Source organism: Chryseobacterium soli, from assembly GCF_000737705.1.
GTDB classification, from domain to species: domain Bacteria; phylum Bacteroidota; class Bacteroidia; order Flavobacteriales; family Weeksellaceae; genus Chryseobacterium; species Chryseobacterium soli.
The window spans coordinates 42,872-60,815 of the sequence record NZ_JPRH01000001.1 but is presented as its reverse complement, the minus strand read 5'-3'; the positions used below and the strand labels follow the sequence as shown (position 1 = coordinate 60,815).

The following is a 17,944-nucleotide window of genomic DNA, read 5'->3' as shown; positions in this document are numbered from 1 at the left end:
TCCATTGCAGAGAACTTCATGATATTTTTGCCTGCTGTTATATGAAATATAGCAGTAAGTATTTCGATAAAATTAAATTGATTATCTGCTGGTATCCTAAAAGCTTTTCTGGTTAAGACACCTTGGTGGCAATATGTTGGATTAAACTATCATGTTGATATTGAGGTTCAAAAAGTCTTGAAATCAGTAGGTAATCACAAATTAAAACCCAATTTGTGTTAGATAAAATCATTAAATTCAGTATCAATAATAAGATTGTCATTGGAAGTATGACCCTATTATTGATTATCTGGGGAGTTTGGAGTGCGACCAGATTACCTATAGATGCCGTACCTGATATTACCAACAATCAGGTGCAGATTATTACAGTATGTCCCACCCTTGCAGGGCAGGAAGTGGAGCAGCTGGTGACATTTCCCATTGAACAAAGTATTGCGAATGTTCCGGATATTGAAGAAACCAGAAGTATTTCAAGATTCGGACTTTCTGTGATTACGGTAGTTTTCAAAGAAGATGTTGATGTCTATTTCGCCCGTCAGTTGATCGGTGAAAAATTAAAAGAAGCAGCAGAAGAAATTCCCAAAGGGGTAGGAACGCCTGAAATGGCTCCTGTAAGTACGGGGCTTGGAGAAGTCTATCAGTATATCCTGCATCCAAAAAAAGGAAGTAAAAATAAATACAATGCCAAGGAACTCCGCAGTATGCAGGACTGGATTGTGCGGAGACAACTGAACGGAACACCCGGAGTTGCTGAAGTCAACAGTTTTGGGGGTGAATTAAAGCAGTACGAAGTTGCCATTGATCCCGATCGTTTAAAAGCCATGGGAGTGAGCATTACAGATATTTTTACTTCTTTGGAAAAAAATAACCAGAATACAGGTGGGGCTTACATTGATAAAAAGCCTAATGCTTATTTTATCCGTGGGATAGGGATGGTATCATCACTGGAAGATATTAAAAATATTGCCGTAAAAAATGAAACGGGAAGTGTGCCGATCTTTATAAAAAATGTTGCGGATGTGCGTTTTGGAAGTGCTGTCCGTTATGGGGCCATGACCTACAACGGAAAAGTAGATGCAGTTGGTGGTGTTGTGATGATGCTTAAAGGTGCCAATAGCAGTGAAGTAATACAGAATATCAAAGATAAAATTCCCAATATTCAGAAATCCCTTCCGGATGATGTTGTGATAGAGCCTTTTCTTGACAGAACCGATTTGGTGGATCGGGCTATCAGTACCGTTGAAAAGAACCTGGTTGAAGGCGCCCTGATTGTTATTTTCGTGCTTGTTGTTTTCCTTGGAAATTTAAGGGCGGGGCTTATTGTTGCCTCAGCCATTCCTCTTTCGCTGTTATTTGCATTGGGAATGATGAATGTGTTCGGAGTAAGTGCTAATTTAATGAGCTTGGGAGCTATAGATTTCGGGCTTATTGTAGATGGAGCGGTTATTATTGTAGAATCCACGCTGCATTTGCTTCAGCATAAAAACCATAGAAATAAACTTACGCAGGTCCAAATGGATCAGGAAGTCGGAACAGCAGCGTCCAAAATGATGAACAGTGCCATATTCGGGCAGATTATTATTCTGATCGTATATATTCCGATCCTTACGCTGGCAGGCGTAGAAGGTAAAATGTTTACACCCATGGCTAAAACCGTAGGATTTGCTATTATCGGGGCGACTATTTTATCCGTTACTTATATTCCAATGGCAAGTGCACTGTTTCTTTCAAAGAATATCAAAAATAAAAAAACAATCAGCGACAAAATGATGGATGCTTTGCAGGGAATATACCAGCCTTTGTTGAAAAAAGCCATTCAGTTAAAATACATAATCGTATCAGCCACTTTTTTCATTTTTGTGATTACAGTTTTCATCTTTAAAAACATGGGTGGAGAATTCATTCCCCAGCTGCAGGAAGGAGACTATGCGTTCCATTGCATCCTGCCCCAGGGAAGTTCATTAAGCCAGAGTATTGAAACCTCCATGCAGGCTTCCAGACTCATCAAGCAGTTTGATGAGGTTAAAATGGTGGTGGGAAAAACCGGTTCTGCCGAAGTTCCTACCGATCCGATGCCTCCGGAAGCGACCGATATGATTGTAGTATTGAAGCCTCAAAAAGAATGGAAATCTAAAAAATCCTACGATGAGCTGGCCGATGAAATCAGTGAAAAACTGGAAAATATTCCCGGAGTATTTTTTGAAAAAAATCAGCCGATACAAATGCGTTTCAATGAATTGATGACCGGAGTACGACAAGATGTTGCTGTCAAAATTTTTGGAGAAAATCTGGACTCATTAGCACTCTATGCCGATAAAGTAGGAAGAGCGATTCAAACCGTAAAAGGGGCAACTTCCCCTCAGATTGAGCGTGTAAGCGGTCTGCCGCAGATTAATGTTGAATATGACAGAACCAGAATGGCTAACTATGGGTTGAATATTGAAGAAGTCAACAATGCAGTAAGTACGGCATTTGCAGGAAAAAGTGCAGGCCAGGTATTTGAAAACGAAAGACGTTTTGATCTCGTCGTCCGCCTGGATAGTCTTCACAGAACTGATATTAAAGATGTGAATAATCTGATGATCACCACCAATTCAGGAGCGCAGATTCCACTTTCTCAGGTTGCTAAAATCAGCTATAAGCTGGGACCGGCACAGATCAGCCGCGAACAGGGAAAACGAAGAATTGTAGTAGGATTTAATGTAAAAGACCGCGATGTAGAAAGTGTAGTAAAAGATATTCAGACAAAACTGGATAAGGAAATACAATTACCATCCGGATATTATTTTACCTACGGCGGACAGTTTGAAAACTTACAGGAAGCCAGTAAACGATTGATGATTGCGGTTCCGGTTTCTCTGTTTCTCATCTTTATGCTGTTATATTTTACCTTCCGCTCCTTGAAGCAGGCAGGTTTAATTTTCACGGCTATTCCGATGAGTGCTATCGGTGGGATTTTCGCTCTTCTTATCAGAGATATGCCTTTCAGTATCAGCGCCGGGATTGGCTTTATTGCCCTCTTTGGAGTTGCCGTACTTAATGGGATTGTTTTGATTGGAACATTCAATCAGATGGAGAAAGATGGAGAAACAGATGTCTTAAAAAGAGTATATGAAGGAACAAAAAGCAGATTAAGACCCGTATTAATGACGGCAACGGTGGCTTCCTTAGGTTTCTTGCCAATGGCAATTTCTACAGGAGCGGGAGCGGAAGTTCAAAAACCTTTGGCAACGGTAGTCATCGGCGGATTGGTAAGTGCTACCTTCCTTACTTTGTTTGTACTTCCGATGCTGTATATTATTTTTAATTCAAAAATATCAGGGAAGCCTGGCAAAACAAAATTAACCACTGCTGTGGTGCTGCTTGGGTTCTTATGCCTTGGACAGACTTTTAAAGCACAATCAACACCGATATCCGTAGAACAGGCTATGGAAATAGCTGCAAAGAATAACCTGACCTTACAATCTAAAGAGCTGGGTATCCAGTCGCAGGAAGCGTTGAAACAGACCGCGAATGAACTTCCTAAACTCAATTTTAACGCGCAGTTAGGACAATACAACAGTCCGAAATTCGATCAGTCATTCTCTATTTCACAGAGTGTTCCTTTTCCTACGTTGTTCAAAGCCAGAAAGGAATTGATCAATGAAAATATTAAAAGCAGACAGATAGAAAAAGAAATGTCTGTGAATGAATTGATGAAGCAGGTTCGTACCTATTATTATCAGATTGAATATCTCCAATATACTCAATCTAAATTGAGTAACCTCGACAGCCTGTATCAGGATTTTATTCGGATTGCAACAGTAAGATTTAAAGCCGGAGATGTTAAAAAGATCGAAATAAATACCGCGGAAACTCAGAAAGGAGAAATTAATCTTTTGTTAAAGCAGAATGAAGTCTACCTCAGCAATGCTTATAAAAATTTAAAAACACTGTTAAATACGCCACAGGATATCGAGATTCCTCATCAAAAAGGCTATGAACCGCTCAAAGTGGAAATGGTTCTGGATAGTGTGGCTATTGCAAACAATCCTTCTGTAAAAGCTTTATACCAAGAAATGGAAATTGCCGAAAAGAATAAAAATGTAGAGAAATCACTGGGGCTTCCTGAATTTACGATCGGATATACCAATCAGTCGCTTACAGGACCGGGTACCAGAAACGGAGTTGAGCAGTATTTTAATGCTTCAAACCGTTTCAATTCCGTAAACCTGGGCGTTTCGATTCCGCTTACATTCGGTGCCACCAAAGCAAGGATTCAGTCGTTGGAATATCAGAAACAGATGGCCGAAATGAATGCAAAACAACAGCAGAAACAGCTTTCAGCACAATTGGAAAATGCTTTTAGCCAATACCGGCAGGACGTAGAGCAATATGAGTATTATGTCAATCAGGCAATTCCTAATGCTGAAAAAATAGTAAAAGCCGGCCAGTTGGGGTATAAAACAGGAGAAATCACCTATGTGGAATATCTTTTTGCCCTTCAGACAGCTACGAACATTCAATTAAAATACTTAGAATCCATCCAGCAGGTCAATCAATCTGTAGTGACGATTAATTCAATACTTAATAAATAATATGAAACTGAAATATAATAGCATATACCTGGTAATCATTTCCTTGTTGATCATGAGCTGTGGAAAAAAAGAAGAATCAACGGAGAAATCTGTTGTAAAAACCGAGCAGAATCAAAAACATAATGAAGAAGCAGTGCCAACCATTGCAGCCCTGACGGAAGAGCAAATGAAATCCGTTGGAATTACCTTAGGCTCAATAGAAATGAAAGAACTGACCTCTACCATTAAAGCAAACGGCCTGTTGAGAGTTCCGAATAATAATAAAGCAACCATCACTTCTTTGTATGGCGGAATTATTAAAACCTTAAATGTTCAGGTCGGAAGTTTTGTAAAAAAAGGACAGATAATTGCATCCATCGCTAACCCAGAATTTATCCAGCTTCAGGAAGACCATCTTACGGTAAACAGCAGAATTACTTTTGCCGAACAGGAGTACAGAAGACAGAGAGAGCTTTTTGATAATGATGCCGGAGCAAAGAAAAATCTTCAGAATGCCGATGCCGAGCTGAAAACCCTCAGAAGCAGGAAAGCTTCTTTGCAGAACAGACTTCAGATGATGGGCATCAATCCGGGAAAAGTGAGCAACGGTAATATGAGATCAGGTTTAGTCATTACAGCTCCGATCAGCGGAACGATCAGCAGTATTTCTGCACAGATAGGAAGTTATGTGGACATGTCATCACCTGTTGCGGAAATCATCGACAACAGCTCAATACACCTCGACCTGCAGATTTTTGAAACGGACCTTCCTAAAATGAAAGTAGGGCAGATTGTTCATTTTAAACTGACCAATAACCCTGAATCAGAATATGATGCCCGCGTCTACAGCATCGGATCTTCCTTCGAAAATGAAAGCAAAACAATTTCAGTGCACTGTGACGTTACCGGAAATAAAGCAGGACTAATCGACGGAATGAATATCACAGGGATTGTAAGCCTCGATAAAAGCACAACCGCCGCTGTCCCTAATGAAGCGATCGTAGATGCGGAAGGTAAAAACTACATCTTCGTACAAACCGATAAAAAACCGGAAGAACATGAAGAAGCCGGAGAAAAAGAAGGGAAAATCAAAGAGCATGCTAAAACCATCAATTTTGAAAAGATAGAAATTGTAAAAGGAACCTCTGATGTAGGATATACAGCTATTACTCCCGTAAGAGCGATTCCAGATGATTCAAAAATCGTAGTGAAAAATGCCTTTTTTGTAAATGCGAAACTGGTGAATTCCGGTGAGCACGAATAAGGGAATAAGACAGGGATATTCAGGTTCTGATAACGTATAATCTCGGTTTTTATACTTAAATTAGAGTTGTTTTATCAGGAAATAGTATTCGGTTTTATGATGAATTTTATAAAATGTATTCATTAATCAAACAATCAAAATGAAAAAAGAAATTGAAAATAAACTCATCGATAAAAATACCAAACCTACAAGCATGAGGATTTTGGTCTACGATTTTTTACGTTCTCAGGAAAGTGCCCTGTCCTTATCCGAAGTGGAGCATCACTTTGAAAATGCCGACAGGACGACCATTTACAGAACATTAAAAACTTTTGAGGAAAAAGGAATTGTACACAGTATCCAGGAAAACACCACTACAAAATATAAATTGTGTGATGACGGCTGCAACGAGAAAATGCATAAAGATTGGCACCTTCATTTCTATTGCAAAATATGTAAGCAGACCACCTGCAGAGAAGATATTTCTTTCCCTGAAAATACAAAAACCAATTTCAGGATTGATGAAGTAAGGCTTTTTGCCAAAGGAATCTGTGAAAACTGTCTTGAAAGTTTGCAATAGTATTGCATGAAGTTTGTCCTTAATTTTGCTTAAAATTATCATGTATGGAAGCGCATAAAATGCAAAAAAATAGCCACGAAAAAGATCACGTTCATACCGAAGGAGATGGACATGATCATGATCATTCTCACGATAATACAGATAAAACGGTCTTTCAGATGTTCCTTCCTGCAATAATCTCCCTAGTATTATTGCTGTTGGGAGTAGCGCTGGATAATTATATACCAACAGAATGGTTCAAAGGATGGGTTCGTATCGTATGGTATGGAGCTGCCTATATCCCTGTAGGAATACCGGTATTAAAAGAAGCTTTCGAGAGTATCACGAAAGGAGATGTATTCTCAGAATTCTTTTTAATGGGAATTGCTACCGTTGGGGCCTTTGCCATCGGGCAGTATCCTGAAGGGGTTGCCGTAATGCTGTTCTATGCCGTAGGAGAAGTATTTCAAACCATGGCGGTATCTAGGGCAAGAGGAAATATAAAATCCCTGCTGGATCAGCGTCCCGATGAGGTAACGGTGATGGAAAACAATCAGCCGAAAACCATTAAAGCGAAGGAAGCAAAAATTGGAGATACCATTCAGCTTAAACCAGGCGAAAAGCTGGCTTTGGATGGTGAGCTGATCTCAGATTCAGCATCATTCAATACCGCTGCTTTGACAGGAGAAAGCAAACCTGATACAAAAAATAAAAATGAAGCGGTGCTGGCTGGAATGATCAATATGAACGGTATTGCATTGGTGAAAATTACGACTGCTTATGAAGACAGTAAACTGAGTAAGATCCTGGAAATGGTACAGAATGCCACTTCACAGAAAGCTCCAACCGAGCTGTTCATCAGGAAGTTTGCGAAAATATATACTCCGATTGTCGTCATCCTTGCCATTCTGATCTGTCTGCTTCCTTACTTTTTTGTGAGCGATTATCAGTTTAGAGACTGGCTGTACAGAGCATTGGTTTTCCTTGTGATTTCTTGTCCTTGTGCATTAGTGATCTCAATTCCTCTGGGATACTTTGGAGGAATAGGGGCTGCCAGCCGTAATGGAATCCTGTTTAAAGGAAGTAATTTCCTGGATAGTATCGCAGAAATCAAAAATGTGGTGATGGATAAAACAGGAACGATGACAGAAGGAGTCTTCAAAGTTCAGGAAGTAAGCATTACCTCTGAATTTAATAAAGACGAAATTCTGCAAATGGTCAATACCCTGGAAAGCAAAAGCACACACCCTGTAGCAACCGCAATCCATGAGTATGTTGGCAATATTAACCATTCTATTCCTTTAGAAGATATGGAAGAAATTGCGGGGCATGGCCTGAAAGCCACCGTCAACGGAAAAGAACTGTTAGTTGGAAATTTCAAGTTGATGGATAAATTTAACATCAACTATGATCTTAATCCAGCTCATATCGTATACACCATCATTGCGATTGCGTATGATAAAAAATTTGCAGGTTACATCACGATTGCAGACAGTATAAAAGCAGACGCCAAAGAAACCGTTGACAAACTTCATAAGATGAATGTAAAAGCAACGATGCTGAGCGGAGACAAAAGTACTGTTGTGAAATTTGTAGCAGAGCAGCTGGGTATCGATAATGCATTTGGGGATTTATTGCCTGAAGATAAAGTGAATAAAGTCAAAGAGATCAAAGCAAAAAATCAAACAGTCGCTTTTGTGGGTGACGGTGTGAATGATGCTCCTGTTGTTGCCTTAAGTGACGTAGGAATCGCGATGGGCGGACTGGGAAGTGATGCGACTATTGAAACCGCTGATGTCGTGATACAGGATGATAAACCCAGTAAAATCCCAATGGCGATTAACATCGGTAAACAAACCAAAAAAATTGTCTGGCAGAATATCATCCTCGCATTTGTCGTGAAAGGGATCGTACTTATTCTTGGAGCCGGAGGGTTGGCGACCATGTGGGAAGCGGTTTTTGCAGATGTTGGAGTTGCTTTACTGGCCATTCTGAATGCCGTAAGGATACAGAGAATGAATTTTTAAAAATGAGGGCATGAATTCACAGATGCTTTTACGGTAAAAGCACAAAACTCAAAGCAATAATGAAGCTCCGATACCCGTATAAAGGGATCGGAGCTTTTGTTTTCTGAAATAGGATCAATGATTTTCATCAGGAATGAAGCATACAGTCATTTTCAGTAGTATATTTGTAGGACAGAATTCATCGTTGAAATTTTTATTATCCATATTCATCATCTTTACCATTGCAATACGCCCTGTTTTGCCATTGATCAATTATGCTGTTAACTATGATTACATCGTAAAAAATCTTTGTGAAAACAGAAATGTGCCACAATCTACCTGTAAAGGCAAATGCTACGTGGGAAAAGAATTGGCAAAAACAGAAAAGCAAACCAATTCTCAAACCATTAAAATTTCTGTCATCGATGTTTTCCTTCACCACGAAATTCTTTCATTCTCAAATCAATATCAAGGTGAACCTCTTGTTAAAAACTCCGGTTCAAGGTATTTGAATTCCCATACATCAGAATATTTTTCCAGAATATTCCATCCTCCACTGGCCTGATTTTATTTTAAACTAAATATACCGTTGATTGCAATAGCGTTATTAAAGCATATTTTTGTAATGATGCCATAAATTTGTAAAAAGATTTTGGATGATCTTTGTATTACAAACCCATTTATTTAGTTTAAAACCCATTCACTTCTTATAAACGATTATTATTAATTTCAATTGATATTTTACAATGAAATCTAAAATTATTTTGACAGCTTTACTGTCACTATCATTGCTGTCTTGTGCGCAGGAGGCACCTAAAGTGAAGCATAAAAAGAGCACGGCTTCTTCCGGAAACCCTATGGGAAATGTGAAAATAGTCAATGTAGAAGATCCGATCTGTCACATGAAAAATACAGAGCATACCAAAGATACGGCTGTATATAAAAATAAAACGTACGGTTTTTGCAGTGTATACTGTAAAGACGAGTTCAAAAAAAATCCAGAGAAGTATGCCCAGAAGTAAAAAGACTGATAACAGCGCCAAAAGGAAGATTATTATCCCGATTGCTGTAATAGCACTGTTATTTTTGGCCATAGGAATTGGAATGAGTTATTTTAAAAATAACCTCTACACCGTAATGAAAGTTCCGGATTTTGAACTGACCGATCAGAATAACAAAAAGATCACCAATAAAGATATGCTCGGGAAAGTGTATCTGGTAGAGTTCTTTTTCAGCAGCTGTCCTACCATCTGTCCGGTAATGAACAGCAATATGAGAGCTATTGAACACGAAATCAATAACCCGGAATTTGGAATTGTTTCCATCAGTATTGATCCCGAACATGATACTCCGGAAATCCTGAAAAAACATGCAGAAAGAATTGGAGTGAAATCACCCAACTGGCATTTTCTAACCGGAAACAGAGATTATATAGGAAAGATTGCAGACCAGTTCAATATCTATGTAGGTGATAAAGAAGATGAAGGCGAAAGCCTGAACCACAGCGGAATGATTGCTCTTGTTGATCAGCAGGGAAATATCCGGTGCAGATACAATAAAGAGAATATGCCGATTCTGTATTATTCAGGATTAAACTACGAAGATCCGGAAGGAAAACTTCCTAAACTGACCGGAAAATATCATCCGGACAGAGAAATATTGATAGAAGATATCAAAAAATTATTAAAATAATAGTGTTAAACCACAAAAACAAAACGTTATGAAGATTATGAAAATAGCTGCTTTAAGTGCAGTTTTTGCGGCGCAGTTTGCGTTTGCTCAATTTAAGCAGACCCCTTTAACATATGCTTACAATGCATTGGAAGGTTCTATCGATGCCCAGACTATGGAAATCCATTATTCGAAGCATGCTGCTGCCTATGTTGCCAACCTGAACAAAGCGATTGCAGGAACACCTCAGGAAAAAGAAACCCTGTTCCAGATCCTTTCTAAAGTATCAACATTAAGTCCTGCCGTGAGAAATAATGCTGGTGGACATTTTAACCATGAGCTTTTCTGGACGATGCTTACTCCGGTAAAAAATACCCAGCCATCGGCACAATTAATAAAAGCCATTAATGAATCTTTCGGAAGCATGGATGCTTTTAAAGAAAAGATCAGCAAGGCTGGAGCAGACCGTTTCGGATCAGGATGGGCTTGGCTTTCTGTAGATAAAAACGGAAAACTGTTCGTTTCTTCAACTCCTAATCAGGATAACCCTTTGATGGATGTCGTGGAAGAGAAAGGAACTCCGATCTTAGGAATTGATGTTTGGGAACATGCCTATTACCTGAAATATCAGAATAAAAGAGCTGATTATCTTGCGGCTATCTGGAACGTGCTGAACTGGAAAGAAGTAAGCAAAAGATATGAAAATGCCATCAGCAAAAAATAATTCATGAAATTAATCTGCAGCATATTCCTTACTTTTTATATGGTGGTCAGGCCTCTGATCCCCATCGTAGAGTATGTTGCAGATTATCATTATATCTCCGAAGTTCTCTGTATTAATAAAAGCAAACCGGAGCTTCACTGTAATGGAAAATGTTACCTTAGCAAAGAGCTTGCGAAAACAAACGATACCGAATCTTCCCCTCTTCATAAAGCAAAAAATTCAGGACAGAAAATCTTAGATATTTACATTCTCCCTGACATTGCAGAAATAACCATCACGGAAAAACCACTGTTTTCCAGTTTTAATTTTACGTACGAAACAGCATACTCCTTTCTGTTTCTTCCCTCTGTTTTCAGACCACCGGTTTTTTAAGTTACCACCAATCATTTTTATTATAAAAATTGAATGTACAGCCATTCAAAGAGCATTTCTATGCTTTATCATCAACATAATATTCAACTTAAAAAATAAACATGAAAATTTATAAATTTTTATCATTACTTTTCGTAGCAATTGCATTACTTACCCTTTCATCTTGTAGAAACAATAACGATGATGAAATTCTGGATACAACTCCGGGAAATCTTCAGTTAAAATTCGAAAATGGTTTCAATAATCTTGGAGACATCGTTTTAAACCAGACCATACAAACGTCTCTCAACGGACAAAAGCACCAGTTTTCTACCCTGAAATATGTAATCAGCAATATCACTTTAATTGATGAAAACGGGGGAGAGTTCAAATATCATTATAACGATCCGGACAACGGTGCATTTATCGTTGATCAGTCGGAAGCAGTTGCCGGAATTAATTATATCAACCTGAAAGAAATTCCTAAAAATAATTACAAAAAAGTAAGAATCGGTTTGGGGATCAGCCAGTCGGCGTACTTTTTGGGACAAAATGGACAAGGGGTTTTCTGGCAGAAAGCAAAAACTTCAGGAATGGCTTGGTCTTGGGCTGCAGGATATATATTCACGAAATTTGAAGGCAAATACGGAACTTCTTCAGCAGCTACAGAATTTATGAACCACTGTGGAAATATGGGCAATACTTCTGCAAACAATACAGCGGATCTTTATCGTGAAATTACCCTTGATTTTCCTACAACGGCGAGAGTTTCAAAAGAGATTACACCGTCAGTTCATATTTTGGCGGATCTTAATCAATATCTGAGCGGGCAGACTTCTTTAACACTGGATAATTCCAACGATATGGCAATGGGATCGAACCAACATCTGGTCAATGTGACGAACAATGTTTCTAAAATGTTTAAAGTAGATCACGTTCACAATGATTAATTGTTTCAAACCATCCAAAAGAGGGCAATTCTGCTCTCTTTTGATTTTCCTTTTTTTTGCAGCTTTTTCATTAACGTCATGCACAGGTGATGAGGTTATTGAGCCTTTACCAAAAGATGAAGCGTATCATCTTGACAAACCATCCGGATTTCCGGAAATAACGTTCGACATTACAGGAAATCCGGTCACGGTGAATGGGGTGGCATTAGGAAAAAAACTTTTTTATGAAGGGAAATTATCCAGAAATAACACCATCTCATGCGGTTTCTGTCATATTCAGGAATATGCTTTTACGCATCACGGTCATTCAGTGAGCCATGGAATTGATGACAGATTAGGCATCCGAAATGCGCCGCCGATACAGAATATGACGTTTCTAAAAAATTATACCTGGGATGGAGTGGGTCACAATCTGGACGAAAGATCTTTGGTTCCGATTACAACTGATTTTGAGATGGACAGTTCTCTTCCTGAAGCAGTAGGAAAGCTAAATGCTGATGCGAATTACAAAAAAATGTTTAAAGCAGCCTTCGGGGATGAAAATATTACCGGTGAAAGAATTCTGAAAGCTATTTCCCAGTTTATGGCAACCATGATTTCTGCTGATTCAAAATACGATCGGATGAAAAAAGGAAACGCGGTTTTTACTGCCGATGAATCTCAGGGGATGGCTCTGTTCCAGCAAAAATGTACAGCTTGCCACAGCGGAGAATTATTCACCGATGAAAGTTTTCGCAATACCGGAATGTATTACAACAGTCAGTTTAAAGATGCCGGACGCTACCGCGTAACCCTGGATCAGAATGACTGGATGAAATTTCGGGTTCCGAGTCTCAGAAATGTAGAGTATACAGCTCCTTATATGCATGACGGAAGATTCTATACGTTGGATGCCGTGCTCAATTTTTATTCGGACAATGTAGAAGACAATGCCAATCTTGATCCACAGCTGAAACAGAACGGACACATCGGAATTCCCATGACGGGGCAGGATAAGCAGTATATTATTGCTTTTCTGAAAACACTCAGTGACAACAATTTTATCACTAATCCAAAATTTGCAGAATAAATGGAACATACCATAAAGAAGATCATTGTAATAATCAGTCTGTTTGTATTGACTGTCTGTCAGGCAGCAACCATCAGGGACAGCCTTTATATCCCGACCATAAGTTATAATAAAGTTATCCTTGATGATGACTGTGATGCTTGTGGCTGTGCTGCAGGAAACGGCTCCTCCGGTTTTGAATCACTGTTGAATCCACAGTTCATCGGGATTAAATATTTTGCCCAGCACTATAAGGCCAAAGAGAATTTATTCGTGAAAGATCTTACGCAGGATCAGTATTTTAATACCCTTCAGCTTTGGGGAAAAATTCCTCTCACTAAAAAACTAAGTGTATATGCCAGTCTTCCTTTTCATTTTCATGAGAAACAAACACTACAGGGAGATATCCGGATCAATGGAATCGGAGATATGAATGTAATGGGAATTTACCAGTTCCTGAATTCTAAAAATACTTTTCATCAGCTCAACGGAGGCCTTGGAGTGAAAGTTCCACTGGGAAAATTTGATGAAAAAGGAATCACCGGAGTGAATCCCAGTTTTCAGCTGGGAACCGGCAGTTGGGATTATCAGATGGTCTTGAACTATAAATATCAGAAAAATAAACTGGCAATACTCTTCAATACAGATTACACCGTTAAAACCGAAAATAAAAAACACTACCGATTTGGAAGCCAATGGAATTATGCAGCGGCAGGATTTTATCAGCTTTACAGAAATGAAAAGGTGATTGTTTCCGGAAAAGGCGGACTTCAGGGTGAAGTGTATGACAAAAACAGGCAGTTTAATGAGGTGTTACCCAATACCGCAGGCAGCGCTTTATATGGAAAAATTGGCTTTGAAGCAGGTTACAAAAATCTGAGCTTAGGAGGAGAAGTGATGCTGCCTGCCTATTCCAATCTGGCAGGAGGTGACATTGAAGCAAAATCCAGATTCAGTTTGTTTATCAATGTGGGTATTTGATGGGAATGATGCAGATTTAAGATTGAAGAATTAAAGTGGTTTAAAATTTTACAACCACAGATTTTACAGATTCACGCAGATGATGCAGATTTAGCAGATTTTTCTGTATGATGAATAATCTTTGATTTTTTTAACTTAGGTGAACTTGCTATACACAATCATTTAACCTTAAAAAACTAAAATTTTTAAAAAACTTTTATGGCTTTGTGGTTAAAATTAAAAGTGTAAACAAGTTGAAGTACAAACCTTATAGATTTCAAAAATCTGTAAGGTTTTTTTTATAGAAAATTTTTAGATAAAAATGACGCTTTAAGTTTTTAATAGGAGACAGATTATCTTGAAATTTATATTTATCGTATTGAAAATTAATTTATTAAGCCTTTTATTGGATATCTTAATAATTTTCTATCTTTGCCGAAATCTGGTGCGCCATAAAAAGCGCTTAAAAGGGAATCCGGTGAAAATCCGGAACAGACCCGCTGCTGTAAGCTCCAAACCAAAGTTTTTGAAGAATATATCCACTGTTGTAAAATGGGAAGGATTTCAAAAATGGAGTAAGTCAGAAGACCTGCCGGACAATTAACGTTTGACGCTTTCGTGGAATAAAGCTTAGGACACTATTGATATTGTGCAGTGCAGAACTGTGCTTTGTCATGGTTTTCCCATATCCATTAGCGTTATCATTATTCAAGTGAGCTAATGGTAATACAATATAGTACTTCTCAATTTTACAGATCAGTTACTGCAATTCTTGTGATAACAGGGCAGTTTTTATTTTCCCAGTCGAAGGACAGCCTCCGGGAAAAAGAAATTCTTCAGATCGATCTCTATAAAAAAAATCTTAAAGAAATCCTTCCTGCACAAACGTTGTCAGGAGAGCAATTAGAAAGGCTTAACAGTCATTCGGTGGCAGATGCCCTGCGGTATTTTTCCGGTGTCCAGATTAAAGACTATGGCGGAATAGGAGGGTTGAAGACGATTAACATCCGAAGTATGGGAAGCCAGCACGTCGGTGTTTTTTATGATGGAATCCAATTGGGGAATGCCCAGAACGGCTTAGTAGATTTAGGACGCTTTTCTTTAGATGATCTTGAAGAAATTTCGCTATACAACGGACAGAAAAGTGAAATTTTCCAGCCGGCCAAAGATTTTGGTTCTTCAGGATCTATTTACCTGCAGCCAAAAACACCAAGTTTTAAAAATGGCAGAAAAACCAATCTGACGATCAGGTTAAAAAACAGTTCCATTGACTTATTCAATCCGTCGATTCGGGTGGAGCAGAAGATTTCGGATAGAGTATCGGCCAGTTTCAGTTCAGAATTTATGCAGAGTGACGGGGTCTATAAATTCCGGTATACCAGGAAATATCCTGACGGTGAGATCGCCAATGATACTATTGCGAAAAGATACGATTCTGATATCCGGGCAAAGCGTTTTGAAACCAGTTTTAACGGAACCGTGAATAACGGAAGCTGGAATGTAAGAGGATATGGCTATATATCAAACCGCGGAATTCCCGGGGCTATTGTCAATAACCGTTTCGGGGCAAGGGGACAACGCCTGATGGATGAAAATTATTTTGTACAGGGTAATTTCAGGAAAAAAATATTCCCAAAACTGGAAACCCAGTTCAAAGCAAAATTTGCTTACGACTATACTCATTTTGTCGATACGCTTTCTTCCATAAAAATAAACAATCAATATATTCAGAAGGAAGTGTATCTGTCTTCTTCCAATCTGTACACAATCAATCCTAACTGGGAGGTAAGCGCCAGCGCAGATTTCCAGTATAATACGCTGGATTCGGATCTCAAATTATTCTCTTACCCTACAAGATACACTTCACTGGTAGCTTTTGCCACCACCTATCATTGGAACAGATTTAAGTTTTTGGGAAGTTTATTAGGAACTTTTGTTCACGAAGAAGTAGAACTCAACACCAAATCTCCGGATAAAGCTGAATGGACACCGGCTGCATTTTTAAGCTACCAGCCTTTCGATGATAAAGATTTTACCGTAAGAGCTTTTTATAAACGCATTTTCAGGATGCCAACATTCAACGATCTGTATTATACAAATATTGGAAATACTTTCCTGAAACCTGAATTTACCAACCAGTATAATGTGGGATTTACTTACCAAAAATTGTATGATCATCCGGTCTTTAAAGGATGGTATGTAAAAGTAGATGGCTATTTTAATAAAGTAGAAAACAAGATTATTGCGGCACCCAATGGAAGTATGTTCCGATGGTCGATGTATAATCTGGGAGAAGTTGAAATTATAGGGACCGATGTCAATATCCAGGGAGAACTGAAGCTGGGAAATGTAATGGTAAAACCTTTACTGAGTTACACCTTCCAAAGTGCACGCGATTTTACCAGCAGGGAAGAATCCTATTTCGGGGATCAGATTCCGTATACGCCCTGGCACAGCGGAACATTTACGCTGATGGCGGATTATAAAGACTGGGCCTTCAACTATAGTTTTATGTATGTAGGGGAAAGATATGACATCAATCAGAATAACATACCTGCCAATCATGTGCAGCCTTGGTATACCCATGATCTTTCCGTTCAGAAAAAATTCAGATGGAAAGAGCATCAGTTTAAAACCAGCCTGGAAGTTAATAATGTCCTCAACCAATTCTATGAAGTCGTGCTGAGCTATCCGATGCCAGGAAGAAATTTCAGACTCACTCTAAGCTATACCTTATGAAAAAACTCAATTTTTGCCTGTGGGCCTTACTGTTTATTGCTGTTCTTTCCTGCAGAACCGATGAATATGTAGACCGTGAAGAGCTGGATTACCTTATCCCGGCTGAAGGAGATCTTCCCATCAAAGGATTTTATTTGCTGAACGAAGGAAATATGGGAACCAATAAAGCGACCCTGGATTTTTTTGATTATAAAACCGGAATCTACCACCGGAATATTTATGCACAGATCAACCCGACCGTCGTAAAAGAATTGGGAGATGTAGGTAATGATATCCAGATTTACGGAAGTAAGATGTATGCAGTGATCAATGTTTCCAACAAAATTGAAGTACTGGATGCAAAGACGGCGAAACGTCTTAAAACCATTCAGCTGGAAAATTGCAGATACATTACGTTTAAAGATGGAAAAGCCTATGCATCAAGCTATGCGGGTCCTGTTTCTCTTGATCCCAACGCACCATTAGGAAAAGTAGCCGAAATAGATACCGTCTCTCTTTCTATCCAGCGGGAAGTGACAGTAGGTTACCAGCCTGAGGAAATGGAAATTATAGGGAATCAGCTTTTTGTGGCCAATTCAGGAGGATATAAATTCCCTAATTACGACAGAACGGTTTCTGTGGTAGACCTTTCGACATTTAAAGAAACCAAGAAAATAGACGTAGCCATCAACCTCCACCATATTAAAAAAGATAATTACGGAGATCTGTACGTGACGTCCAGAGGAGATTATTACAATATCCCATCCAGTTTATTCCTCGTAGATGCTGCGACCGGTGCGGTGAAAAAAGATTTTCATATTGCGGTAAGCGAAATGACCATCGTGAATGACAAACTTTATTATTACGGGAATGAATTCAACTACAACACCCATTCTTACACAAAATCCTTCGGAATTATCGATGTGAAGACTGAGCAGATCATTTCCAACAAAATTATTGATCAGCAATATGTAGATGCCATTAAAACACCTTATGGAATAGCGGTAAATCCAATCAATGAGGAGATTTATCTTACCGATGCCCGGAATTATGTTTCAACAGGGTATGTCTACTGTTTTGATAAAACCGGAAAATTCAAATGGAAGACCGAAGGGGGAAATATTCCCGCTCATTTCGTCTTTTTATATAAATAATTAA

14 protein-coding genes and 1 riboswitch are annotated in these 17,944 nt (G+C 38.8%); all 14 genes read left to right on the top strand.

Translation table 11 applies throughout. The features are described 5' to 3' along the window. The first annotated feature begins 215 nt into the window (after positions 1-215). The 14 genes from IW15_RS00290 (at position 216) to IW15_RS00220 (ending at position 17,940) form a co-directional block, all read left to right on the top strand. Complete coding sequence (locus IW15_RS00290; protein ID WP_084681338.1) at positions 216-4,577, top strand: CusA/CzcA family heavy metal efflux RND transporter; 4,362 nt, start codon at positions 216-218, stop codon at positions 4,575-4,577. 1 nt (position 4,578) lies between these two features. Beyond that, positions 4,579-5,820 (top strand): efflux RND transporter periplasmic adaptor subunit, encoded by a 1,242-nt coding sequence (locus IW15_RS00285; protein WP_034708326.1) that lies wholly within the window; start codon positions 4,579-4,581, stop codon positions 5,818-5,820. A 139-nt stretch (positions 5,821-5,959) separates the two neighbouring features. Then, positions 5,960-6,379, top strand: a complete 420-nt coding sequence (locus IW15_RS00280; RefSeq protein ID WP_034708325.1) for a Fur family transcriptional regulator — start codon at positions 5,960-5,962, stop codon at positions 6,377-6,379. Positions 6,380-6,423: 44 nt separating this feature from the next. Next, on the top strand, positions 6,424-8,385 hold the full coding sequence (locus IW15_RS00275; protein WP_034708323.1) for a heavy metal translocating P-type ATPase: 1,962 nt from the start codon (positions 6,424-6,426) through the stop codon (positions 8,383-8,385). Positions 8,386-8,518: 133 nt separating this feature from the next. Continuing rightward, positions 8,519-8,929, top strand: a complete 411-nt coding sequence (locus tag IW15_RS00270; protein WP_228384285.1) for a hypothetical protein — start codon at positions 8,519-8,521, stop codon at positions 8,927-8,929. Positions 8,930-9,110: 181 nt separating this feature from the next. After that, positions 9,111-9,386 carry a YHS domain-containing protein gene (locus tag IW15_RS00265; RefSeq protein ID WP_034708321.1) on the top strand — a complete coding sequence of 92 codons (276 nt, stop codon included), beginning with the start codon at positions 9,111-9,113 and terminating at the stop codon, positions 9,384-9,386. Next, a complete protein-coding gene (locus IW15_RS00260; RefSeq protein ID WP_034708320.1) occupies positions 9,373-10,056 on the top strand; it encodes an SCO family protein in 684 nt (227 codons plus the stop codon). The genes IW15_RS00265 and IW15_RS00260 overlap by 14 nt, the downstream gene beginning before the upstream one ends. Before the next feature lie 28 nt (positions 10,057-10,084). Beyond that, entirely contained in the window at positions 10,085-10,759 is a 675-nt protein-coding gene (locus IW15_RS00255) for a superoxide dismutase (protein ID WP_034708319.1), read from the top strand. Between the two features lie 3 nt (positions 10,760-10,762). Beyond that, entirely contained in the window at positions 10,763-11,131 is a 369-nt protein-coding gene (locus IW15_RS00250) for a hypothetical protein (RefSeq protein WP_034708316.1), read from the top strand. A gap of 101 nt (positions 11,132-11,232) precedes the next feature. Beyond that, on the top strand, positions 11,233-12,060 hold the full coding sequence (locus IW15_RS00245; protein WP_034708314.1) for an MbnP family protein: 828 nt from the start codon (positions 11,233-11,235) through the stop codon (positions 12,058-12,060). Next, positions 12,053-13,129, top strand: a complete 1,077-nt coding sequence (locus IW15_RS00240) for a cytochrome-c peroxidase (protein WP_084681337.1) — start codon at positions 12,053-12,055, stop codon at positions 13,127-13,129. Before IW15_RS00245 ends, IW15_RS00240 begins: the two co-directional genes overlap by 8 nt. Next, positions 13,130-14,089, top strand: a complete 960-nt coding sequence (locus tag IW15_RS00235) for a transporter (RefSeq protein WP_117584534.1) — start codon at positions 13,130-13,132, stop codon at positions 14,087-14,089. It abuts the gene before it with no gap. Positions 14,090-14,494: 405 nt separating this feature from the next. Then, a riboswitch (cobalamin riboswitch) is annotated at positions 14,495-14,679 on the top strand. 109 nt (positions 14,680-14,788) lie between these two features. Then, positions 14,789-16,807 carry a TonB-dependent receptor plug domain-containing protein gene (locus IW15_RS00225; RefSeq protein WP_034708312.1) on the top strand — a complete coding sequence of 673 codons (2,019 nt, stop codon included), beginning with the start codon at positions 14,789-14,791 and terminating at the stop codon, positions 16,805-16,807. Beyond that, positions 16,804-17,940 carry a YncE family protein gene (locus IW15_RS00220; protein WP_034708311.1) on the top strand — a complete coding sequence of 379 codons (1,137 nt, stop codon included), beginning with the start codon at positions 16,804-16,806 and terminating at the stop codon, positions 17,938-17,940. The genes IW15_RS00225 and IW15_RS00220 overlap by 4 nt, the downstream gene beginning before the upstream one ends. The last annotated feature ends 4 nt before the right edge of the window (positions 17,941-17,944 follow it).